Source organism: Pseudoflavitalea sp. G-6-1-2, assembly GCF_012927185.1.
Taxonomy (GTDB): domain Bacteria; phylum Bacteroidota; class Bacteroidia; order Chitinophagales; family Chitinophagaceae; genus Pseudobacter.
In genome coordinates, this window is sequence record NZ_JABBGB010000001.1 from 1,143,139 (window position 1) to 1,165,758 (window position 22,620).

Sequence of the window (22,620 nt, forward strand, 5' to 3'; positions counted from 1 at the left end):
CTGAATGACCATTCATAAAGTGTTTGTGCTATGCAGCATACTGTTTACTTCTGTATGCCTGATCTCCTGTTCAAAAAAATCAGGGAAAGAAACTACACCTGCGCCTGAACCAGATATCGTGTTATCTCAGGGGTGGGACACTATCAGTGTATCCCCAACTTACATTTATGACCTTCATTTCGGAGATCCGATGGTTGGCTATTTATTGGGTGGTCCTATACAAAAGACAACCGATGGTGGTAAAACCTGGAAGCCTACCAAATCGCAACCCGAATTTTCCGGTCCCAATTGTTTCTTCCTGAATGCCAATACTGGCTGGGTTTCTTCCAGAAACTTCATCTATAAAACTACCGATGGGGGCGATTCCTGGGAAAAAATACTACTTCTTATTGAAGGAGCCGTTGCAGGAGCTCCAACCAGGATTCAATTTTTGGATGAGCATATTGGTTATTGTATCACCGAATCGGGATTAATCAAAACAAATGACGGAGGATATACATGGTCGTGGGCATTCAAGAATGTAACAGGGCCCCGTGTTGGAACCGGACTTTACATCTTAGACCCACTCACAGGGTGGGCTGCCGGAAATGGAGGCATTAACAGAGTAGTCGACGGAGTTGATGCAGGTAAAACCACTATCGACGATGTTGCCGTGCATGCCATTCAGTTCTTCAATGCAAACAGTGGTCTGGCACTTGGCTTTTCCGGAAAACTATTCAAAACAGATGATGGCGGAAAAACCTGGAACCTGAGCATGACTCTAGACCTTAAAAACGCCATCGATCTTCACTTTTTTGATAAAGAGAACGGATACGTCAGTGGAAGTAATGGAGTCGTAAAAATTTCAGGAGAGCAAGCGGAAAAGGTAGTTCAGGTGAAAAATGATGCTGCACATATTGGCGAACTACACTTTATCAGCAATAAAAAAGGATTTGTTGGTGATATGAGATACAGGCGGTTGTTCCGTTACAATGCTCCCAACTGATCAACCCAATTTCGACGCCCTCACCATTTCTCTCTTTCCCGGAGGACCCGGAATTTTTTCAATGCTGAAACCTGCTGCCATCATTGCCCTTCTTACATCGCCTTTAGAGCAGTAAGTTGTCAAAATCCCGCCGGGAACCAGCATTTTATGCAACGTGTTGAAAATCTCCGTTGTCCATAATTCGGGCTGGGCCGATGGAGCAAAGGCGTCATAATAAATCAGGTCAACCGGCCCCAACCCGTTGTATTGTTGTAACGTAGTTCTTTGTTTAGTGAAGCTGAAACCGGGAGTGATTTGCTGCGCACTGTTCCAGTTGCAGGTATGAAGCTGCAGAAAATATGGCTGCAGTTCGGGAGCCTGCATCTGATCGCAATAGTTCAGCTGAGTGTAGATATCAGCTTCCAGCGGAAAGGCTTCGAGTGTTTCATAGCTGATGCCAATGCCGGCCTGCTGGCTTTCGTGCAGGGTCAGCAATGCGTTCAGCCCGGTTCCGAACCCCATTTCGAGTATACGCAGGTGCTTATATGTGTGATCTTTTTCCATCATATAATGCAATCCTGCACCAATGAATACATGCATCGATTCCTGTATCGCTCCGTGTTTGGAATGATAGGTTACTCCTGATGAGGGAATTGCGATCGTAACTGATCCGTCGGCGGTGGGTATGATCTCAGGCTTCATTCAACCCGTAAAACTAGGAAGCTATGCATCAATGCCAAAAAAATAATAACTTCAATCTCTAATGCGCACACGTATGAACATAAGTCTGAAATTTCTGGTTCCGGCAATTGTAACCGCAATCAGTGCCGCCGGATGTGTAAGAGGCGATAATCCTATCGTCAGGCGCGAAGATCCCAGAAACTCCAATGGTGTGAAACCTATTTATGGTGAAGGATGGAAGGCACAGGAAAATGTAGGAGTCGATTATTGGGACGTGTTCTTTCCCACCGATAAACTGGGCTTCCTCGCAGGAATGGGCTCCAATACCAGAGGGATTTCCCGATCCGAAGACGGAGGCCTTACATGGAGCAAAGCTACCACCAGTGGGGCTTCTGGCTATTACAATCTATACTTCTTAAATGAAGATAACGGATGGGCTGTAGGTGATAGTATGATCTCCTACACTACCGATAAAGGCAAAACCTGGAAGGATATGGAAAGTATCCCCCTCACCAGCGGCGGAAAGAAACCCGTCACTGCTGATGTATATTTCCCGAATAAAGATACCGGCTATGCCGTTACTGCCATTGGAATGCTGCAAAGCTTCGATGGTGGAAAAAACTGGTCTAAGATTGCTGCCTCTCCCACCAATGTAACTGCCGCGGCATATTACAATACTAAAGATGGAATTATAGGTACTACTACGGGCATCAGAATTACTGACGACAGCTCTAAAACCTACAAGAACGGAACGGGATCAACCAGTCGAATCATAACAATACAACTTCTGGGAGCCAACGAAGCAGTTTGCATCGACCAGGCCGGCATTTTGTGGGCTTCTACCGACAAAGGCCTTACCTGGACAAAAAAGCTTACGTTCAGCGACGATTATTTCGATATCGCTTTCTCAAGCCTTAACGAAGGATATGTAATGACGAGAAACAAAGTGTGGAAAATATCCAACGGAGCTGTTGCTGGCACCCTTCCTGTTTTGTATTATCCTCTGTTCACCGACGCCCAACTGATGGAATGCCACTTCCTCCCAGACCTGAGCAAAGGGTGGGTGATTTATCAGGATAATATACTGTTCCGCTACGTGAAACCATAAACTGAATGTCTTACACCATACATCTCAGTAAGGACAAGCGTTTCAAAAAGCTCATCGACGGCCGCGAACCATATGTGCTTACTATAAAAAAAGACATTTGCGTATACCTCTGCGCAAGCATCATGAGCCAGCAACTTTCAACCAAAGTTGCTGATGTGATCTATCGCCGCTTTCTCGATCTCTATGGAGGCAAAATTCCAAAGCCACAACAGATAATCGATACCGAACACGAAACACTCAGAGGTATCGGCCTGTCGAATGCGAAAGCCAATTACGTGCGCAATGTGGCCAGCTTCGCCATTGAACAAGGCCTCGATCATAAGGTACTGGGCAAAATGAGCAATGAAGAGGTGATTCAATACCTCACCCAAATCAAGGGTGTTGGAAAATGGACGGTGGAAATGCTGCTGATGTTTGCCCTTGGCCGTGAAGATGTTTTCTCTCCCGATGATCTCGGCTTGCAGAATGCCATGATCCATATTTACAAACTGAACAGGGAAGATAAAAAGCAATTCCGCGAAAAACTGCTCTCCATCTCCTCCAAATGGAGTCCTTACCGAACTTATGCATGCCTGCATCTCTGGCATTGGAAAGACAATACTCCACTGAAATAAAAATCCCGGCCACTTTGCAGTACCGGGACTATCGTAACAGTTCTGAAATATTTCTATGCTCTTCTCACAACCGCTGTGCGGGTGAAATCGTCGTGCCAGGGATACTGAATAAACAATGCGATCACAAACTCAAAAGGAATGAACCGGCAGATCGAACGGAAGAAAGCATCTTTCCACGTAATGCGCGCGCCATCTTCCCGAACAGCCATTGTGCCTGTTACATACTTGCCTACTGTTCTTCCATTGGTAGCGGCTTCCATGATGGTATAGTAAAGAATGTATATCGCAAATATGATAGCATACAACCAGGCAACAGCAGTTCCGCTGGGTGCAGCGGGTCCCTCGTATTGGTTGTAAGTGTCTCTGATATAGGCTGCGTAATAAAAGATCATATAAACAATTGCAACCCCTCCCGATACAATTGATAACAATATCCAGTCGATGAGCAGGTTTACAAAACGAAGGCCTTTCGGTGCGTGTTCGTACTGTACTTCTTCATTGAGGTCGGCGAGGAGGTCGGGAGAATTATCGTGTTCCATGGTGGTAGCGTTTGAGGCGGCAAAAAACAAAAAAAAATCTGAACGGCAAATTAAATGAAATGAAGAACCCCGGATAGTTTGTATTCTCATTGAAAATACAAACTATCCGGGGTTCCTGTAAGTTGAGGTAGAACAATTATTTCACCAGCTTCAACTCATTGATGAGGTTGGTAGCCCCACCCAGTTTGTCGATGCACCAGAGTACATATCTGATGTCTACACAGATGGTGCGATTGTACACCGGATCGAACTGGATCTTATGGCTGAGCGCTTCGTAGTTGCCGTCGAATGCCAGACCGATAAGGTTTCCGTTTGCATCGATTACAGGCGAACCTGAGTTACCGCCTGTGATATCGTTGGTGGTAATGAAACCAATCACCAGATCTTTACGAACAGGATCAGCATACTGGCCATAATCTTTTTTCTTAGCCAGTTCCAGCAGTTTTGCAGGAAGATCGAATTCGTAATCACCGGGTTTGTATTTTTCGAGAATGCCTTTCATGGTAGTGATGTAATCGTACTTCACCGCATCGGCAGGTGCATAGCTTTTTACATTACCGAAGCTTACGCGCATGGTGAAGGTTGCATCGGGGTACATCTTCTTCGCTTTCACCGGATCCATTTCGAGCACGCCTTTCAGATACAGTCTTCCGAGTTCTGCGTTCTTTGAATTGAATTGCTGCGCAAGCGGAAGATATTTTCCCTGCCAGTTCTTTACGAATGCGCTGGCTGTTGCATAGGCAGGATCGGCCTGCAATACAGAGCCATCGGGGTTTTTAGTGAAGGCATCCCATTTGGCATCGTTCAGGATCATGGTATTGCTGAACACAGATGCTGCGTATTTTTTCCAGGTTGCATCATCATCCAAACTACCGTAGTTGCCTTTTACACTTTCGAAGAAGCCGATAGGGTGCTGGCTCTTGTCGATATCGTTGTAGAACAGTTGCAATACAGTTCCTACGATCTTCTGATCGGAAACTGTGTTCTCGCTTTTCAGCAGTTCCGCTCTTGCTTCTTTTGCTGCTTCCACTGCTTTGGCAATATCTGCAGAGCTTCCTTTTTTAACGATGGCATTTTCTACCTGTTGCAGTGATGCTGCAAAACCAAGCAACGGAGATCCGAATACACCTTCGTTGAGGTAGATCTGGTGTTTGCTGTATGGGCGCCATGCATCGTACACTTTACCCCAGTCGCTGAAAATATTTGCGAACTCAGGTTTGCCATTGGCCCATTGCTGAAACTTCGCTTCTGCAGCTTGCTTCTGACCGAGCACATTGTACTTGATCAGTTGTTTGGATTCTCCGTCGAAGAACTTCCAGTAGTTGGCGATAGAAGCATAATCACTGGCGAGTTTAAGACGGGTTGCCGGATCTTTCTTCATTTCTTCCAGCATATATTTCAGGCGCATATCGCGCAGGTTCACCACTGTTGGATTGGCGATATCGATCTTCTGCTTTACTCCGTATGATGATTCATAACGGTTGGTACTGCCGGGGTATCCGTAGATCATGGAGTAGTCGCCATCTTTGATTCCTTTAATTGAAACCGGCAGGAAGTGTTTGGGTTTCAGCGGAACGTTGTTGGGAGAATAATCTGCATTAGCGCCGTCTTTGCCGCTGTATACGCGGAATACAGAGAAGTCGCCGGTGTGGCGTGGCCACTCCCAGTTATCGGTATCTCCACCGAATTTGCCGATGCTCTCTGGTGGTGCACCAACAAGGCGGATATCGTTGAATCGCTGATACACGAACATCAGAAACTGATTGCCCTTGAACATTGGGCTGATCTTTCCGATGATATTTTTAGAAACATCCGAGTAACGTGCATTGATCTCTGCAATGATGGCATTTTGTTTGGAAAGACGCTCAGTTCCTGTAAGTCCTTTCAAGGCTTCTTCCACTTCTTTTGTTACATCATCGATCTTGATAAGGAAATCTGCATACAGGCCGGGAGACGGGATCTCCTGTTGTTTGGTCTTGGCCCAGAATCCTTCTTTGAGATAGTTCGCTGCTACTGTGCTGGCCGATGCGATGGCATCATATCCGCAGTGGTGGTTAGTGAAGATAAGTCCTTCATTGCTCACGATCTCACCTGTACAGAAACCTCCGAAAATAATGATGGCATCTTTGATCGAAGCCTTATTCACAGAATACAATTGCTCTTTGGTGAGCTTCAGTCCACGCTTCACCATGTCGTTATACACTTGCTGACCCAACAGCATCGGCAGCCACATGCCTTCGTCGGCCATGCTGCGGAATAACGACATACACAATACAATCGTTACCAGAAATTTTTTCATAAAAGAATCAATTTTAAAGAGCAAACGTACTTAGAAATTTGTAAACCGCTGCTTAAAGACCGATTAATGCTGTGTTTCAGCCGTTCGATAACGGCAATATGTTGCTGAATGGGAAGGGTTGACCGGGTCGATGTTACGCATATAAAAAAGTCCAGCTGTATGGCCGGACTATGTGTATTGAATATGATAACGTTCCTTTAGTTTGGAGAACCGGTCAGTTCTTTGATCAGTCTGTTGAGGCTTGGCTGATTACCCAATCGCTGATCCATACGTTGCAAGGTGTTATTGGAAATGAACCAGTTCATGGAGTATGGTGTTTCTTTCACTTTGTTGCCTTTCTTTCTGGCTTCGTTCTTCTCTTCGGTTTCTTTGTACAGGTGGATGGGATAATATCGGGTGCCCGCAAATACGCCATCATCACTTACATCTTTCAGAAAATTCTCCAGTCGTTTATCATTAACGGTGGTCTGCATGTCGTAAGCGCCCATGATGGTGAGCATCGGACTTTGCAGGTCGTTCTTCAATGGGGCGATGGTGTTGAGTGCCGCCACTCCAACAGGGCTATTGGTGATATGAAGAATGGTGAGATCGAGTTTGCCTACGCGCTTTTTCAGCACACTGTCTTTGCTGGATGCAGCAGACAGCAATATGGCGCGGATCATTTCCTGCACAACACCTGCTCCGGAATTGTCGAAATAACCACCATCGACAAAGTAATGGATCAGCATGCTGTCGTTTTGATTTACACGGTTGCGCGATGGGATCACCTGATCTATTCTTCCTGCCGGACTGATGTAAGGAAATCTCGCACCGAGAATGGAAGCCGTGCTGAGTCGCATGTCCAGCGTATCGTTCAGCACATCGAGTACATCCACCCGATCGTTGAAGTATTGTCTGCTGAGTTTTATGTTGGTAACTACGCCAGGGTTTCCATCCTGCATACGGGTTGTATTGATACAGAGAACCGGCAAAGGATTTACGGTATCGCCGATGCTGAGCATTTCGGACATGGGCCTTGCCATGGCTGGTTTCAATGAGTCGGGAATGGTAGCAGATCCTTCTTCCAAAGTCTGTTCCAGCGCACCTGCGCGATCGGGCAATGTATTGTTATTGAGATGAAAAATGTACTTGAAGTAATCGGGCCCCAGCATATGCGAGAGGGTGAACGTCAAAAAATCTTTCTTCAGAAAATCTCTTGCAGAGTTGAGATAGGATACTGGTTGTGCGCTGTTCAGTTTTTTTTCTTCGTGCAGCAGAGAGAAGAAGGTAGCAACGCCTACTCCTCCGCCGGAGGTTCCGGATAAACAGAAAAGATGTTTCGAAAATTGAGAAGGCAATCCGCGTGTGGTGTCTTCGAGTTTGCCGAGTACGGAGGCCGTCCAGTAACCGGAGCGCGATGCTCCTCCATTGGCGAGAACGAAATACACGGGGTAGTTTCCTTTGGCACTGTCGATTGCGGCGCCTTTGCTGCGAATCCAGTTGTTGAAGTAAGTAACAACATCCTGCCGTTTGTGAAAGATGCCGCGGCTGGTATTGCTTTCAAATTTTTTTGTTCTTACCCAATGCGTTTCTCTGCTGCCAATGAGAAAGGCGATGATCACAAGCAGGATATGAAAATTCACGTTGGCTTTTACACTCAGTGCGGCGATCATGTTTCCGAAACCGCCGAGTACTGCGAAGGCCAGTAGCACAAAGGGAAACGGACCAATCTGTCTCGCTGCAGGCAAACTGTAAATGGCAGTGAGATAGATTATCAATCCAAGGAGACAGATGATGTTGAACCAATTGAAGTATCCCATTTCCTTTCGGGGGATGTGCAGCCAGTCCATCACCTTGTAGGTCATTCTGGCCGGCCAGGAATCTTTGGGAGGATTGTTGTTTGGTTTTACCGGATCGATCTTGCGGAGATTGATGTAGAAAAGATACACTGCATGCAACATCAGCAATGCCCAGAAAAGGAGCAGTATGCCACCTTCGGGCATCAGCGTTACTACCACACCTGCTGCAAGGAAGATGAATAATATCGCGTAGAATATTTTGCGTGCGAGTGACCGTTCTTTTTCGCAGAAGCCCTTCACCATTTTGTCGATACCCCATGAGATGGCAAGTCCCGGAAGAAAATAGTAAAGTGCATCTCCTGATGAGATGGGTTTAATACCGAGTGCGGGCGATTGAAGTACGGCTACTTCAATGGCTAACAGTCCTGCATAACCGATCAGTTTGGGCCAGAGTTCCAGCCAGGTTGCCGGGAGTTCGAAATAAGTGATGTTGTCGGTTTTGCGGGAGGTTTCCACTCCGGGATGTTTGTCGAGCAGTTTCTGGAGATACTCAATCTGTTTGCGCGTTTTGAGATTGGCGATGATGCGGCTGCTGAACCAGCTTACGTAGATCCAGAAGCCGATAGCGATGAGGAAGTATGCTTTTGCGCGATGGTTCTCCGTGAATGCTACAATGAGATCCTGCCCCTGGCTGAGCATCCAGAAACACCAGATGGCCAGCAGTATAAACAATATGGAAGGAAAGAAAAGCCACAGAGATTTCAGTAACTGCGATAAGAATACCAGCAATCTCAGTCCGAGGTATTGCAGTCCACCGATAATGCGTCGGATTTTATCAGTCATGGAACGGGTTTAATGGTAAAAACGTCGCCCGTACTTTTTTGGTACGGGCGATTATTCTACAAGATATAAAATCCGTTTGATTGATGCTAGTTATGATTCTCCTCGTTGAGCGCCCTCCAGAGCATGTCTTTCAGCTCGCTCAGTCCCATATTGGTTGCTGAAGAAATGAATACGTGAGGAATATTCTGTGGAAGCTCTTTGGAGATGGCTGCTTTCAGTTCATCGTCAAGGAGATCGCTTTTGCTCACTGCAATTACAAATTGCTTGTGCAGCAATTCGGGATTGTACTGTTCAAGTTCGTTCACCAGAATCTGAAATTCTTTCATGTGATCGTTGCTGTCTGCGGGCAATACGAAAAGCAATACGGGATTGCGTTCGATATGGCGCAGGAAGCGATGCCCCAATCCGCGTCCTTCGGCAGCGCCTTCGATGATGCCGGGGAGATCCGCTACGCAGAAACTCTGGCTATCACGATAAGCTACCATACCGAGTTGAGGTACGATGGTAGTGAAAGCATAATCAGCGATTTTGGGTTTGGCTGCAGTGATCACACTGAGCAGGGTTGATTTACCTGCATTGGGAAATCCTACCAGACCAACATCGGCGAGTACTTTCAATTCAAGCACTTTCCATGCTTCTTCACCGGGTTCACCGGGTTGTGAATGTTCAGGAGCCTGATTGGTGGCCGTTGCGAATTTAGCGTTACCTAGTCCGCCACGTCCGCCGCGGATCCAGACGATCTCCTGACCATCTTCGAGGATCTCAGCTTCGAGCTCTTCGGTTTCTTCGTCACGGGCTACCGTTCCGAGGGGAACTTCAATAATGATGTCTTTTCCGCTGCGGCCTGTACAGTTGTTGCCGCTTCCGCTTTCCCCGTTTTCGGCGAGTACGTTTTTATAATAGCGAAGGTGGAGTAATGTCCAGAGGTTCTTATTTCCACGAAGGATGATATGGCCACCACGGCCGCCATCACCACCATCAGGACCGGCCATAGGATTGAACTTGGTACGCATGAAGTGTTTGCTTCCTGCGCCTCCGTGTCCCGAACGGCAGAATATCCTGATCTGATCTACAAAGTTTGACTTTTCCATTTGAGGCGCGAAGATACGATTATTCGGGGCTAAAGCCGCCTCACTCTGGCAGTTACGCCTTGTTAAACCCTGTTATGCGGGGCGCATATGGTTACCGGTATGTCGTTTGAAGGCAGGTTCTACCCTTTTTTGATCTCATTCCAGGTTTTGTACAGACTGTCCTGTGAAGGCCTGTCGGCGGGGATTTCGCGAAGCGGCTCAACTGCCTGCCAGCTCTCGTACATTTCGGCGGGTAATGCCTGATAGAGTTTGGTGCCGGTTGTTTTCCAGTTGATCATATCATCACTCACATCTTTGATCTTTTTGGCGGGGTTGCCCACAATGAGGCTTCGTGCGGGAAATTTCTCATTGGCTTTGATCATGCTGAGTGCACCTACGATGCATTCATCTCCCAGTTCTACATCATCCATTATCACACTGTTCATGCCGATGAGGCAATTGCGTCCGATGATGCCTCCGTGAATGATAGCACCATGACCAATATGCGCGCTCTCTTTCAACAACACCGTTACTCCCGGAAACATATGGATGGTGCAGTTTTCCTGCACATTGCAGCCGTCTTCGATAACGATACCGCCCCAGTCGCCGCGGATGGCCGCTCCAGGCCCCACGTAAACATTCTTTCCGATGATCACATTGCCCGTTACTGCAGCCTGGGGATGAATGAAACTCGATTCGTGCACAACAGGAATAAAGCCTTTGAAAGAATAGATCATAGAAGAATGAATTTATTGCTGATCGTCTGATTGAACCAATCGCTTGCCGGTTCTGAAGCAGGTGCCTTTGAACAGCCCCACCTGTTCACCTTTCTGATTGGTAATGGTGATGAGGTAAAGCCCCGTGCTGCGGCCGTTGTGGATCTCTTTGGCTTCAGCCGTGATCACATCGCCGGGATTGGATGCTTTGGTGAATGTGATGTTCGTATCGAGCGCAACCGATAAATTGTTCCTGTTGTTGCAGGCGAATGCTAGTGCACTGTCTGCAAGAGAGAACACCACACCGCCGTGAATGATGCCGAAGCCGTTCACCATTTCGGGGCGAAGCGTCATCTGTATTTTGCAGCTGCCTTCGTGCACTTCGAGAATGTTGATCCCCAGCCATTGGCTGTAGAGATCGGTTTCCATCATCTTGTCAACTACCTGCCTTGCGAGCGTATCGTTGTTCATATGGGTGACAGTTGAGTTATTTCCCTTTGAAAACTGCAGGGCGTTTTTCCACAAATGCGCTTACACCTTCCCGGTAGTCTTCGGTATCGCCTGCTTTTTGCTGCAACTTATCTTCGAGTTCCAGTTGCTGACGATAGTTATTGGAGAAAGATTGATTGAGCGCCTGTTTGGTCAATGCCAGCCCTTCGGTTGGCATTTGAGCCAGTGTGGTGGCCAGTTGAAGTGTGGCGGATCCGAAGCCTTCGTCAGGGATCACTTTGTAGATCATGCCCATGCGTTCTGCTTCGGTGGCATTCACTTTATCGCCGAGCATGGCGAGTGCAGATGCTTTCTGCCAGCCGATGAGGCGGGGAAGGAAGAATGTGCCACCACTGTCGGGGATCAGTCCGATTTTAGAGAAGGCCTGAATAAAAGAAGCAGATTGTGCTGCCACCACAATATCACAGCAAAGCGCAATGTTGGCGCCTGCTCCTGCTGCAACGCCGTTCACGGCTGCGATCACAGGTTTGGGAAGCTGGCGGATGCGATCCACGATCGGATTGAAATGCTCGCTGAGGATCTGCTTCATGGAGAGTGCAGATGAGCCAACGATCTCGGAAAGATCCTGCCCCGCACTGAAGCCTTTCCCTGCACCAGTGATGTACACGGCTCTGATGGAAACATCATCGGCACATTTGTCGAGTGCTTCCTGCAATGCCAGCGACATTTCGCGGTTGAAAGAATTGAGCTTGTCCGGTCTGTTGAGCGTGATAACGCCTACGCCTTCATGAATGCTGAATAATATGGTCGACATGCAATGATTTTATGGTATGATGCTAAAGGTAGCTGTTATTCGGATGATGCCGGAAGCCACTGATCAATGACACTTGAAATAATCGAAGGGCTCATGGCAGTCGTTGCACTGGAACAGCGATTTGCAGGCAGTAGACCCGAACTCGCTGAGCCGGCGGGTGTTCCAGGAATTGCAGTGCGGGCATTGCACAGCTTCGTCGTCGGCAAAGAGTTTGGTGTTGCAGACCTGTTGCGTTGGATTGGGAGGAGCGATGCCATAGGCGCGGAGTTTTTCCTTGCCGGCTTCGGTCATCCAATCGGTGGTCCACGCAGGACTGAGCACCTGAGTGATGCTCACTTCTTTGAAACCATTCGACAGCAGCTGCATGCGGATGCTCATGCTGATCACATCCATGGCCGGGCATCCGGAGTAAGTGGGTGTGATCACGATATGCGCATGATTGTTCTCCACTTTCACATCGCGCACGATACCCAGATCGAGTATCGACAGTACAGGCACTTCAGGATCGGTTACTGCTTCCAGTAAGTCCCATACATGCGCGGTTGATATATCGGTAACACTTGCCATGATTAGTATTTCATCTACCAGCTTGCATCGGGATAAGCGCGCTGGAGAAATTGCATTTCGGCCAGAATAAAGCCGAGATATTCGGAATGTTTTCCTGTTTTGCCGCCGGTCTGCATCCAGCCGGATGGCGGAACAGCAAGCGTGGCTTCAGTAAAAATTTCTGTTACCTTTTCGAGCCAGGCAGATTTCAGAGATGCAGGATCAATGCCGAAACCCGCTTCCACAGCGTCTTTCTCGAAAGGCGCTGCTTCAAATACTTCGCCTGTGAAAGACCAGAGGTTTTCTACAGCGCTGGTCATTCGATCATGGCTTTCTTCGGTTCCATCACCCAAACGGATCACCCATTCGCTGCTCCAGCGAAGATGGTAGGTTACTTCTTTCAACGATTTCTCTGCAATGGCTGCGAGCGTAGCGTCGGAAGATTGTTTCATTTGCTGGTAAAGCAAAAACTGGTATGCGCTGAAGAAGAACTGACGGAGGATGGTATTGCCCCAATCGCCGTTAGGCAGTTCTGTGATCAGAATATTTTTGAAATCGTACACATCACGACGGAAAGCCAGCGAATCTTCCGACACAGGAGTGGCAGAAGGATTGGCCTCGTTGATGAGTGTTGCTGCATATTGATAGAAGCTTCTGGATTGTCCCAGAAGATCCAGTGAAATATTGGTCAATGCTATATCCTGCTCCAGGATAGGGCCGTGGCCGCACCATTCTGCATTGCGTTGCGCAAGAATAAGTGTGTTGTCTGCCAGGTAGAGGCTATAGTTGATAAGTGCTTGAGAGCTCAATTGCGGGCGATTAAAAGTTGATTACATATGTTTCACTTCATCCGGCAGATCGTAGAAAGTCGGATGGCGGTACACTTTGTCGTTCGCTGGTTCGTAGAATGCTTCTGCATCATCGGGATTGCTGGCGTGGATGTATTTGCTTTCCACTACCCAGATGCTGATGCCTTCCATGCGGCGGGTGTAAACATCACGTGCATTTTCGATAGCCATTTTTGCATCGGTTGCATGAAGGCTGCCCACGTGTTTGTGATCGAGGCCTTGTTTGCTGCGGATAAAAACTTCCCAGAGTGGCCAGTTGGCGGTGCTTTCAGACTTTGCTGCGCTGCCTCCGCCTTTTTCTTCGGGGATGTCTCCGTAATAATATTTTGTGAGTCTGATATTCATTATTGCGAATTGAAACTGTTAGAATTTTGAAGAACTGCTACGCAACTTTCTGTGCTGCTCTTGCTTTTCTTTTTTCTGAATGCGCTTCTGCTGCTGCACGTACCCATGCTCCGTCTGCATGTGCCTTACGACGTGTTTCGAGGCGTTGTTTGTTGCAGGGGCCGTTTCCTTTCACCACATTCCAGAATTCGTTCCAGTCGATTTCTCCGAAGTCGTAGTTTTTGGTGGCTGGATTGAATTTGAGGTCTGCATCAGGGAGCGTCATGCCGAGGATCTTCACCTGCTCTGCAATCATGTTCACAAATTGCTGACGAAGTTCATCGTTGCTTTTGCGTTTGATCTTCCAGATGGTGCTTTGCTCGGAGTGAGTGGATTCCCCGTCTTTAGGACCGAACATCATCAGCGATGGCCACCACCAGCGGTTGATGGCATCCTGACAAATAGCTTTCTGTTCGGGTGTTCCCTGAGAAAGTACCATGAGGATGTCGAAGCCCTGGCGTTGGTGAAAACTTTCTTCTTTGCAGATGCGGATATTGGCACGTGAATACGGACCGTAACTCGTGCGGCATAACATCACCTGGTTCAGAATAGCGGCTCCGTCAACGAGCCAGCCGATGGCGCCGATATCGCCCCAGGTTAATGTGGGATAGTTGAAGATGGAAGAATATTTTGCTTTGCCTGAATGAAGATCATCCAGTGTCTGCTCGCGGCTGGTGCCGAGTGTTTCGGTTGCAGCATAGAGATAGAGACCGTGACCTGCTTCGTCCTGAACCTTGGCAAGCAGAATGGCTTTGCGTTTCAGGCTCGGAGCACGGGTAATCCAGTTGCCTTCGGGCAGCATGCCGATGATTTCGCTATGCGCGTGCTGGCTGATCTGACGTACCAGCGTTTTGCGATAGGCATCGGGCATCCAGTCCTTCGGTTCGATCTTAATCTCCTGGTCTATCTTCTGCTGGAAGATTTTCTCCAGTTCCTGAACAGACATAATTGTACAGTTTAAGTGAGGTTCAAAGATAACAAATTTCACCTTAAAAACTAACAATTGTTAGTGGTGTTTTGCAGAAAACTGACATACGGAAAATTCAATATTCGCCGTTCCGGAACCAATTCAGTGCGAACACGCTGAGAGTGAATTTGCTTTGTTGATCAGGCTGTGGACTATGATCCGTGGCCTGCTTATATTTTCAGTATGGGCAATCGTTTTGTTGGAGCCGGATTTATCTGGCATCAAAGTCAACCACTACTTTTTCGGTGCGGGGATGGCTTTGGCAGGTGAGTACAAATCCTTTTTCGATCTCGTCTGGTTCGAGGGCATAGTTGGTATCCATGCTTACGGCGCCTTCGAGAATCTTTGCGCGGCAGGTGGCGCATACACCGCCTTTGCAGGCATATGGAAGATCGGCTCCCTGTTTGAGCGCAGCATCCAGTATGGAATCGCCTCCGTAGGGGAGTTTGAAGTCGAAGGCAATGCCATCGAGCTTCACGGTTACATCACTTGATTTGCCTGCATGTTCGGCCTGCTCTTCTTCAGATTTTTTCTGTGCGGTTTTTTGTCCGGGCGTAGTGAACAGTTCAAAATGCAGTTTCTTGCTGTCGATGTTTTTCGATTCGAGCCAGTTCTTTACGTCGAAGATCATTTCTTCGGGACCACAGATGAAGAAATCGTCTACGAGGTTGATGTCGATCAGCTTTGCAGCCAGCTGCTCGCATTTCTCTGCATTGATGCGTCCATAATTGATACTGGCATCGGTTTTTTCTCTGCTAAGAATATGATGCACCACAAAACGATCCATGAACATATTCTTCAACGCTTCCAGTTGCTCTTTGAAGATGATGCTGCCACGGTTGCGGTTACCATACACGAGAGTGAAATGGCTCTTCGGCTCAATGGCCAGTGTGGTTTTGATGATGCTGAGGATGGGCGTGATGCCACTGCCTGCAGCGAAAGCCAGGTAATGCTTCTGGTTAACAGGATTGAGTTCTGTGTAGAACTTCCCTGTTGGTGGCAACACTTCAAATACATCTCCCTTTTTGATATTGGCATTGGCCCAGGAGGAGAATCTTCCATCGTCCATTTTTTTGATGGCGATGCGAAGCTCGTTCTCGCGGGGACTGCTGCAGATGGAATAAGAGCGGCGCAGTTCTTCGCCGTTGATCATTTGCTTGAGTGTAATGTTCTGCCCTTGAACAAAGCCGTAGGTTTCTTTGAGAGATTCGGGGATCTCAAAAACCACGGAGATGCATTCAGGGGTTTCTTTTCGCACGTCTGCAACCGTGAGGGAGTGAAAATGTGTAGCCACGAATGATATTTCTTTTTTTAGTTATTTCTGTAATCCTCCTACCAGTATCTCTACCATGTTCTCTTCCAGCAATTCTCCTTCGATTTTCTTTTTGCTTCTGTGCCAGCTCTCGATACCGCTTACTGCATGGAGCATGATCAATACTGCTGTGGAGGGATCGATTTTTTTGATCTCGCCTTTCTGTACGCCGTCTTCAATGATCTTTCCGATGCGCTGACGGTAAGCTCTGCGCTGGCCCTGCATGTTGGACAGATATGGATCGGTGAGGTGTTTCCATTCGCGATCGCTCACATACACTTCTTCGTAGCTGTCTACCATTTGTTTGATATGGAAACGAAGAATGGCTTCTACTTTTTCGATCTCTGTTTTCTTGCTTTGTTCCACCTCTTCGATATGGGTCATGAATTTGGTGGCAACGCGGAAGCAGATCTCCTGCAGAATTTCAGCTTTTGAGCTAATGTGGTTGTACAGGCTGGCAGCTTCCACCCCCACATGCTCTGCGAGATCGCGCATGGATGTTGCGCTGTATCCTTTCTCGCGGAAGAGGATGGCTGCTTTGGAAATAATCACGTCTTTACGTGTACTGGTGCGGTTACTTTTGATTTTTGCCATGAGTAATAGAAGGTCAAAGATAAATAAAAAACTAACGTGTGTTAGGTATTTTTCCATAGGAAGTTACAAAAAGATTCAAAAAATGCACTAACAAGCCTTAACAAAAATCTGCCGGGGTGCAGTACCTGTGCTGAGAATCAGGTTTTAGCCGCTGCGAAAAATCCTGTAGGTTTGCACGATTTTTTCCACTGAAATACCAATTCTTTAATAGTAAAAACAGATTATGTCTTTAGTTGTAGTAGGTACCATGGCATTTGATGCTATCGAAACTCCTTTTGGAAAGGTGAATCAGATTGTAGGCGGATCAGCAACTTACGTTGCGTATGCTGCCAGCAATTTTGTAAAACCCATTCAGCAGGTATCCATTGTGGGTTACGACTTCCCCAAAGAAGAAATGGAAGAGCTGACCAAAAGAGGTGTTCAGCTGGATGGCGTGGAAATCGTTGCAGATAAGAAATCTTTCTTCTGGAGCGGCCGCTATCATATGGACATGAATAGTCGTGATACACTGGTAACCGACCTGAACGTGTTGCTCGATTTCAATCCGGAGCTTCCTCAGGCGTATCGCGATGCTGAGTTCGTAATGCTCGGCAACCTGCACCCTGCAATTCAGAAAAAAGTGATCGAGCAGATGAGCGTTCGCCCCAAGCTGATTGCAATGGACACGATGAACTTCTGGATGGAGTCTGCCATGCCTGAGCTCGAAGAAGTGCTGAAGATGGTAGACGTGCTGATGATCAACGACAGCGAAGCAAGACAGCTCAGTGGCCAGTTCTCACTGGTGAAAGCTGCAAAAGCTATCATGGAAATGGGACCGAAGTTCCTGGTGATCAAGAAAGGTGAGCATGGTGCATTGCTTTTCCATCAGGACAATGTATTCTTTGCTCCTGCACTTCCGCTGGAAGATGTATTCGATCCAACAGGTGCCGGTGATACATTTGCCGGTGGTTTCATGGGTCATATCGCCCGTACCAAAGACATTTCTTTCGAGAACATGAAAACCGGTATCATCGTAGGTTCTGCACTGGCATCTTTCTGCGTGGAGAAATTCGGTCCGGATCGTTTGAGAGAGATCAGCCAGCAGGATATCCATACCAGAATTGAGCAATTTGTGAATCTGGTGAATTTCGATATCGAGTTAGTGTAACATAGTTTTCTTTCCGTTGCTGCAAATCAGGTGAAAACGAAAGTGACCACTTGCTTTGCAGCTTTCGGAGGGAAATAGATTCCGTCCGCATTACCATCACCGGTTAAGAACAGGTACAGCCCTTCTGAAAAATTGATTCCCCCCTTTTCAGTTTTTTCTTCTTGTAAGCACCACTCCCTGTTTCCATTTTCCCGTTGCTCCGTTCGAATTGAACCAGCTTGCCAGAATAATGTAGATCCCCGAAGGCAGTGCCAGCTTTGATTCGCTGAGGCCGTCCCAGCTGAAACTTCCTGAAATTCCGGTCAACGCATTTGCTGCAAGCATTCTGATGGGGTTTCCATCGAGGTCAAAAACCTGAACAGTGCAAACAACTCCTGTTGTGTTCATATTGTATTGGATATGCAACACATCATCGATGCCATCGAGATCTGGGGAGAAAGATTTTGATGAAAGACTGAACTGTGCCTGAATTGACCCAAGTGATCTGTATTGAGAGTTGATGTATCCCGGTGTGCCACCCCCTGCGGTAGTTGCAGCCGACATGAAATTGTTTTTAGTGCCGGGTTGCAATGGATCGATGCGTTCCAGCGAAATGCCTTCCGCTGATTGCAGCAACGAAAAATGCCAGCCAATATCATAATTTATTTCATCGATTATTTTTCCTTGTGAATTACTCAACACCAGCGAACCATTTTCATTTGGAAGAGATGGCAGTGAATTAACTGCAAGAACTGCGCTGCGATCTTTCAATACATATTTGCTGCCCAGCCATTCTGGTATGGAACAGATGGCGAGGTAGTCGCCAGGAAACAGCAAAAAAGGAAAGTGGGTTGCAGGTTTTGAATTGATTAAAACCTGCGCACTGTTTCTGTTGCTGAAGTAAAGTTTGCTGAGGTCGATGATCTTTTTGCTGGTGTTGAACAATTCTACATAATCATCTCCTTCGGGTGGAGGATCTGCCAGCAATTCATTGATAACGATATCTCCGGCAGCCGCGGAAGAAGCTCTGCCTGCTTTTGCGTTGTTGAGCATGCCAACAGTATTCCCTATGCAATCTTTCAGTTCTTTTACGATGAGTTTGTAAACAGTTTGCTCCTGCATAGCTGCGGGTAATCTGATCTGCACTTCATTGAAAAGTGGCGGAACTGCATTGCAGAATGCTGGTGCCTGCTGCATGCCATCCAGCCTGAAACCCACTGGTGATGCAGCACTGGCGCTGTCAACGGGTTCGTCGAAAACAGCCATGAGGTGCAGGCTATCTGTAGCATAGGTTCGAAGAAGTGCAGGTGGAAGCTCGTCCTTTGCCGTTGCGTTAACGCTGTTGATGCGGCCCGGAGTGCCTCCTGCTTCGTCATTGCTGGCCGTCCAGTTACTTTGCCCGGCGCAGTATTGAAATGGACTGATCATTTCAAGGCTCCACCCTCCCGATGATTTGATGGTGTTTCTGTACCAGCTCGAATGCCAGCTGATTGCATGGATGATATTTCCTTGCGGCGAGATCAGTTGCACAATGCCACTTTCGTTTCCGAATGAAGGCCAATTGGAGAGCCCGATTGTTTTTCCATACCGCTGCAAATAGGGCGCTGCTGTATTGGAGCAGCAGATAAGAAAGCTGTCGGGTTTAAGGATAGTAGACTTTGAGAAATTCGCAGATCCGTTTTCATCAGCGAGTTTGCAGCCGATGAGGTCCAGCGCTTTTCCTGAAATGTTTTTCAATTCGATGTACTCGTATTCCGGAAGGCCCTTTGGTGGCGAAGGATCAGCCATAATCTCGGTAATGATGAGCTGATAGCGGCTGATAGCATTTACGGCAATATTTGCGGATGCCGGTATGGAGAAAAGCATCGCCATCATTATTCCTGTTAAGAAATGAATAACGCGCTTATGCGCTTTCGGGTAACGCCCATCATCTTTATACCAATGGCTGCTGGTATTTTCCAGAGAAGGTTTTCTTTCTTTCATAAGGTCGGATTGACACTTTATAGGTTACGTGTATTGATCAACGTTAACCTATAATCGAAATAATAAACGAAATAAATCCTTCTTCGGTTTCGAAAGTTATTTAGGAAAATATTGCCTCTTACCCGGCGGACTTTATCTGTTGACTTTCAGTATTGTTTTATGAGCAGCCATCCTGAAACAGGCTGTTTTGCTGGATTAACTCAGATTGGCCGGCTAACAACTGTTCTTGTCATCCTCAAAAAAAAATTTTGGCACACAGATATTGCGTACTATTTTTGGTACCAGATGTCAAAAATGATGAAACATACAAAGCGTACGAAGAAGCGTCCCACAAACGGGAAGGTTTAGGATAGTTTTGTATGTCAAACATAAAATATCAAAAGGCCTTCCCACACGGGGAGGCTTTTTTTATTAAACTAATTTTTAATACTGATCACTTAAAACAATCACTTATAACAATGAAAGTTGCAGTTGTAGGCGCCACTGGTCTGGTAGGCACCAAAATGTTACAGATCCTCTCAGAAAGGAATTTTCCCGTTACTGAACTCCTTCCAGTTGCTTCAGAAAGATCAATCGGTAAAGAAGTATTCTATAAGGGTAAGGGATACAAGGTGGTTAGCATGACGGACGCTATCGCTGCAAAACCTGATGTAGCCTTGTTTTCAGCGGGTGGCAGCACTTCACTGGAATGGGCTCCCAAATTTGCTGAAGCAGGTATCACTGTTATCGACAATTCATCTGCATGGCGTATGGATCCTTCCAAAAAACTGGTGGTTCCTGAAATCAATGCAGATGCACTGGGAAAAGATGATAAGATCATCGCAAACCCCAACTGTTCTACCATTCAGATGGTGGTGGCACTCAATCCGCTGCACAAAAAATATCAGGTGAAACGTGTGGTGGTATCAACTTACCAGAGTGTTACAGGTACCGGCAAAAAAGCGGTTGACCAGCTGATGGGTGAGCGCGATAAAGCCGTGAAAGGCAGCAATGGCGAATATCCCATGGCGTACAAATATCCAATCGACCTGAACGTGATTCCTCAGATCGATGTGTTTCTCGACAATGGTTATACCAAAGAAGAGATGAAGATGGTACTCGAAACCAAGAAGATCATGCGCGATGAAACCATCCGTGTTACTTCTACTACGGTTCGTATACCTGTAATGGGCGGCCACAGCGAAAGCGTGAACGTGGAGTTCGAAAGCGACTTCGATCTCAACGAAGTGAAAGCGTTGCTGAAAGCTGCTCCTGGTGTGGTATTGGTGGATGATCCTGCAGCACAGGAATATCCAATGCCTAAAGATGCGCATGAGCGCGATGAGGTGTTTGTAGGAAGATTGCGCAGGGATGAAACCCAGCCCAATACCCTCAATATGTGGATCGTGAGCGATAACCTGCGTAAAGGCGCTGCTACCAATGCGGTTCAGATTGCTGAGTATCTGGTGAGCAAACAACTGTTGTAATGTAACTGGAGCTATGCTCCGATGTTATATGGTTATTTCGGAAAAAGCCTGCACACTGTGCAGGCTTTTTGTATTTTGTTGCAGGATAATATTTCTAAAGTGCTGTTAACCATCTGATCAAAGCCGTAGGAGGTGGGGCTTTTATGTATTGATGTATTTTCTTAATTTTGATCAAAATGATCTCAGATGAAATCCGAAAAAAGTTACAAAATGTCGTTGGAGGAACTATCCTTGAAGGGCAAGCAGATCATTGCACTACAATCAGAAATCTCCTTTGCGAAAGCTTTGGAGCAAATCCTACTGTTAAAAAAGAATTCCAAAATCGCTCAATTCTCAAAGAAGAGCAGGCAGGATTCTTAAAAACATATGCAGAAAATAATGGACTATGGCTGCCTTCCTTACCAGAAGGCAGTTTGTATTTAACAAGAGGCGGTGAATCTGAAATTTATCTCGCTCCCGATCACAGGCATGTGATAAAAGTTAACGACGCTGTTTATTACGCTACCTGGGCTGGTATTTCAATAGCCTGGTAACTCACAATCTACTTTTTCCATACACCTCTTATACATTGCTTGGCTTCGTTACTGGAGGTGAAGGCATGCTTTGTGCTGTGCTTGAACAACAGTTTATTGAAGGCGGACAAGCAGATCTGGAAGACATTAAAGATCTGCTTGTATTCAACGGCTTCCAGAATACCAGAAGGCAGGACTACTACAACAATGAATTTGGGTTATTACTCGAAGATATGCATGACGAAAATGTAATTGCCAAAGATGGCATTCTCTTCTTCATTGATACTGTCTTCTATGTTATGGAAAGATCATGAGAAGCGTTCTCAATGATCTTCCAGCGCCCTGTTCAGAAACTTAATCAACGGCATCATCGTCTCAAACGCTTCTGCAGCCTTCTTCAGAAAATCTTTCGACGTTACTTCCGCATCGGTAAAAGTTTTCTGCACCAGCCAGCTCTTCAGCTTCAGTTCTTCTGCAGCCGGATTATCTTTCTCAAATCCTGCGGGTACTTTCACTAAGCTCATGCCTTCTCCACGATCGAGATCTCCGAACTGCGATTTGAATTTCTTGCCTTTGATGATCTTGCTGAATTCATCGTAACAGTAATCGATCTCCTGCCTTACATGCTTCAGGTTGTCGCCTGAAGGCATCCAGAGGCCCCCTGCGATCATTGTTTTGCCATCGGGTTCGATGTGTACGTAATAGCCTGCGAGCTCGGCTTTTTTGCCTCCTTTGCCGAAGCCTGCGGCCTGATGCGATTTGTAGGGTGTTTTATCTTTTGAGAAACGGATATCGCGGTTGATGCGGTACATCGATGCTTTGCCGGTATTGTTGCTGATCTCAGGATCTTTCTTACCATGTTTGTCAATCAACGCCTGCAGAAACTGCTCGATGTCTGCACGTGCTGCATCGTACTGCGCGCGGTGTTCGTCGAACCATTGCTTGTGATTGTTCTTCCGCAACTGACGGAAGAAGGTGAGGGTAGATGCTTGTATCATAGACTACA

General features: G+C 46.9%; 23 protein-coding genes. 7 read left to right on the forward strand and 16 right to left on the reverse strand.

The window, feature by feature from the left end:
- Positions 1–4: 4 nt before the first annotated feature.
- Complete coding sequence (locus tag HHL16_RS04820; protein WP_169424002.1) at positions 5–985, forward strand: YCF48-related protein; 981 nt, start codon at positions 5–7, stop codon at positions 983–985.
- Here the strand turns inward: HHL16_RS04820 and mnmD are convergent, their stop codons facing one another.
- Positions 986–1,666, reverse strand: coding sequence for a tRNA (5-methylaminomethyl-2-thiouridine)(34)-methyltransferase MnmD (mnmD, locus tag HHL16_RS04825; RefSeq protein WP_169424003.1), 681 nt, complete (start codon positions 1,664–1,666; stop codon positions 986–988). It abuts the gene before it with no gap.
- Positions 1,667–1,739: 73 nt separating this feature from the next.
- Between mnmD and HHL16_RS04830 the strand changes: the two genes are divergently transcribed.
- Together HHL16_RS04830 and HHL16_RS04835 are read left to right on the forward strand one after the other, a co-directional pair.
- Positions 1,740–2,753: a hypothetical protein gene (locus HHL16_RS04830; RefSeq protein ID WP_169424004.1), complete on the forward strand. Its 1,014-nt coding sequence runs from the start codon at positions 1,740–1,742 to the stop codon at positions 2,751–2,753.
- A gap of 5 nt (positions 2,754–2,758) precedes the next feature.
- Entirely contained in the window at positions 2,759–3,367 is a 609-nt protein-coding gene (locus HHL16_RS04835) for a DNA-3-methyladenine glycosylase 2 family protein (RefSeq protein WP_169424005.1), read from the forward strand.
- A 53-nt stretch (positions 3,368–3,420) separates the two neighbouring features.
- Here HHL16_RS04835 and HHL16_RS04840 read toward each other — a convergent pair whose 3' ends face one another.
- From HHL16_RS04840 to HHL16_RS04900, 13 genes are all read right to left on the reverse strand, one after another.
- Entirely contained in the window at positions 3,421–3,906 is a 486-nt protein-coding gene (locus HHL16_RS04840; RefSeq protein ID WP_169424006.1) for an RDD family protein, read from the reverse strand.
- Positions 3,907–4,042: 136 nt separating this feature from the next.
- Entirely contained in the window at positions 4,043–6,205 is a 2,163-nt protein-coding gene (locus HHL16_RS04845; protein WP_169424007.1) for a S46 family peptidase, read from the reverse strand.
- Positions 6,206–6,402: 197 nt separating this feature from the next.
- The gene (locus HHL16_RS04850; protein WP_169424008.1) at positions 6,403–8,826 is read right to left on the reverse strand and encodes a hypothetical protein; all 2,424 of its coding nucleotides are present in this window, start codon (positions 8,824–8,826) and stop codon (positions 6,403–6,405) included.
- Between the two features lie 86 nt (positions 8,827–8,912).
- Positions 8,913–9,917: a GTPase ObgE gene (gene obgE, locus HHL16_RS04855; protein ID WP_169424009.1), complete on the reverse strand. Its 1,005-nt coding sequence runs from the start codon at positions 9,915–9,917 to the stop codon at positions 8,913–8,915.
- Positions 9,918–10,036: 119 nt separating this feature from the next.
- Complete coding sequence (locus tag HHL16_RS04860) at positions 10,037–10,633, reverse strand: DapH/DapD/GlmU-related protein (RefSeq protein WP_169424010.1); 597 nt, start codon at positions 10,631–10,633, stop codon at positions 10,037–10,039.
- Positions 10,634–10,645: 12 nt separating this feature from the next.
- Positions 10,646–11,083 (reverse strand): hydroxyphenylacetyl-CoA thioesterase PaaI, encoded by a 438-nt coding sequence (gene paaI / locus HHL16_RS04865; protein ID WP_169424011.1) that lies wholly within the window; start codon positions 11,081–11,083, stop codon positions 10,646–10,648.
- 16 nt (positions 11,084–11,099) lie between these two features.
- Positions 11,100–11,876 (reverse strand): enoyl-CoA hydratase-related protein, encoded by a 777-nt coding sequence (locus tag HHL16_RS04870; protein ID WP_169424012.1) that lies wholly within the window; start codon positions 11,874–11,876, stop codon positions 11,100–11,102.
- 63 nt (positions 11,877–11,939) lie between these two features.
- On the reverse strand, positions 11,940–12,443 hold the full coding sequence (gene paaD / locus HHL16_RS04875) for a 1,2-phenylacetyl-CoA epoxidase subunit PaaD (protein WP_169424013.1): 504 nt from the start codon (positions 12,441–12,443) through the stop codon (positions 11,940–11,942).
- Between the two features lie 14 nt (positions 12,444–12,457).
- The gene (paaC, locus tag HHL16_RS04880) at positions 12,458–13,231 is read right to left on the reverse strand and encodes a 1,2-phenylacetyl-CoA epoxidase subunit PaaC (RefSeq protein WP_169424014.1); all 774 of its coding nucleotides are present in this window, start codon (positions 13,229–13,231) and stop codon (positions 12,458–12,460) included.
- 21 nt (positions 13,232–13,252) lie between these two features.
- The gene (paaB, locus tag HHL16_RS04885) at positions 13,253–13,615 is read right to left on the reverse strand and encodes a 1,2-phenylacetyl-CoA epoxidase subunit PaaB (RefSeq protein WP_169424015.1); all 363 of its coding nucleotides are present in this window, start codon (positions 13,613–13,615) and stop codon (positions 13,253–13,255) included.
- Between the two features lie 37 nt (positions 13,616–13,652).
- On the reverse strand, positions 13,653–14,600 hold the full coding sequence (paaA, locus tag HHL16_RS04890) for a 1,2-phenylacetyl-CoA epoxidase subunit PaaA (RefSeq protein WP_169424016.1): 948 nt from the start codon (positions 14,598–14,600) through the stop codon (positions 13,653–13,655).
- Positions 14,601–14,832: 232 nt separating this feature from the next.
- A complete protein-coding gene (paaE, locus tag HHL16_RS04895; protein ID WP_169424017.1) occupies positions 14,833–15,915 on the reverse strand; it encodes a 1,2-phenylacetyl-CoA epoxidase subunit PaaE in 1,083 nt (360 codons plus the stop codon).
- Between the two features lie 21 nt (positions 15,916–15,936).
- Complete coding sequence (locus HHL16_RS04900) at positions 15,937–16,527, reverse strand: TetR/AcrR family transcriptional regulator (protein WP_169424018.1); 591 nt, start codon at positions 16,525–16,527, stop codon at positions 15,937–15,939.
- Between the two features lie 223 nt (positions 16,528–16,750).
- Here HHL16_RS04900 and HHL16_RS04905 point away from each other — a divergent pair, with 223 nt between their 5' ends.
- Complete coding sequence (locus HHL16_RS04905) at positions 16,751–17,674, forward strand: PfkB family carbohydrate kinase (RefSeq protein WP_206022251.1); 924 nt, start codon at positions 16,751–16,753, stop codon at positions 17,672–17,674.
- 147 nt (positions 17,675–17,821) lie between these two features.
- Here the strand turns inward: HHL16_RS04905 and HHL16_RS04910 are convergent, their stop codons facing one another.
- Entirely contained in the window at positions 17,822–19,636 is a 1,815-nt protein-coding gene (locus HHL16_RS04910; RefSeq protein ID WP_169424019.1) for a lamin tail domain-containing protein, read from the reverse strand.
- 458 nt (positions 19,637–20,094) lie between these two features.
- Here HHL16_RS04910 and HHL16_RS04915 point away from each other — a divergent pair, with 458 nt between their 5' ends.
- The 3 genes from HHL16_RS04915 to HHL16_RS25185 all read left to right on the forward strand — a co-directional run bounded on the left by HHL16_RS04915 (position 20,095) and on the right by HHL16_RS25185 (position 21,928).
- Positions 20,095–21,102 carry an aspartate-semialdehyde dehydrogenase gene (locus HHL16_RS04915; protein ID WP_169424020.1) on the forward strand — a complete coding sequence of 336 codons (1,008 nt, stop codon included), beginning with the start codon at positions 20,095–20,097 and terminating at the stop codon, positions 21,100–21,102.
- 176 nt (positions 21,103–21,278) lie between these two features.
- A complete protein-coding gene (locus tag HHL16_RS25180) occupies positions 21,279–21,635 on the forward strand; it encodes a hypothetical protein (protein ID WP_169424021.1) in 357 nt (118 codons plus the stop codon).
- 35 nt (positions 21,636–21,670) lie between these two features.
- On the forward strand, positions 21,671–21,928 hold the full coding sequence (locus HHL16_RS25185) for a hypothetical protein (RefSeq protein ID WP_277349339.1): 258 nt from the start codon (positions 21,671–21,673) through the stop codon (positions 21,926–21,928).
- A gap of 9 nt (positions 21,929–21,937) precedes the next feature.
- Here HHL16_RS25185 and HHL16_RS04930 read toward each other — a convergent pair whose 3' ends face one another.
- The gene (locus HHL16_RS04930) at positions 21,938–22,612 is read right to left on the reverse strand and encodes a DUF2461 domain-containing protein (RefSeq protein WP_169424022.1); all 675 of its coding nucleotides are present in this window, start codon (positions 22,610–22,612) and stop codon (positions 21,938–21,940) included.
- Positions 22,613–22,620: the final 8 nt, after the last annotated feature.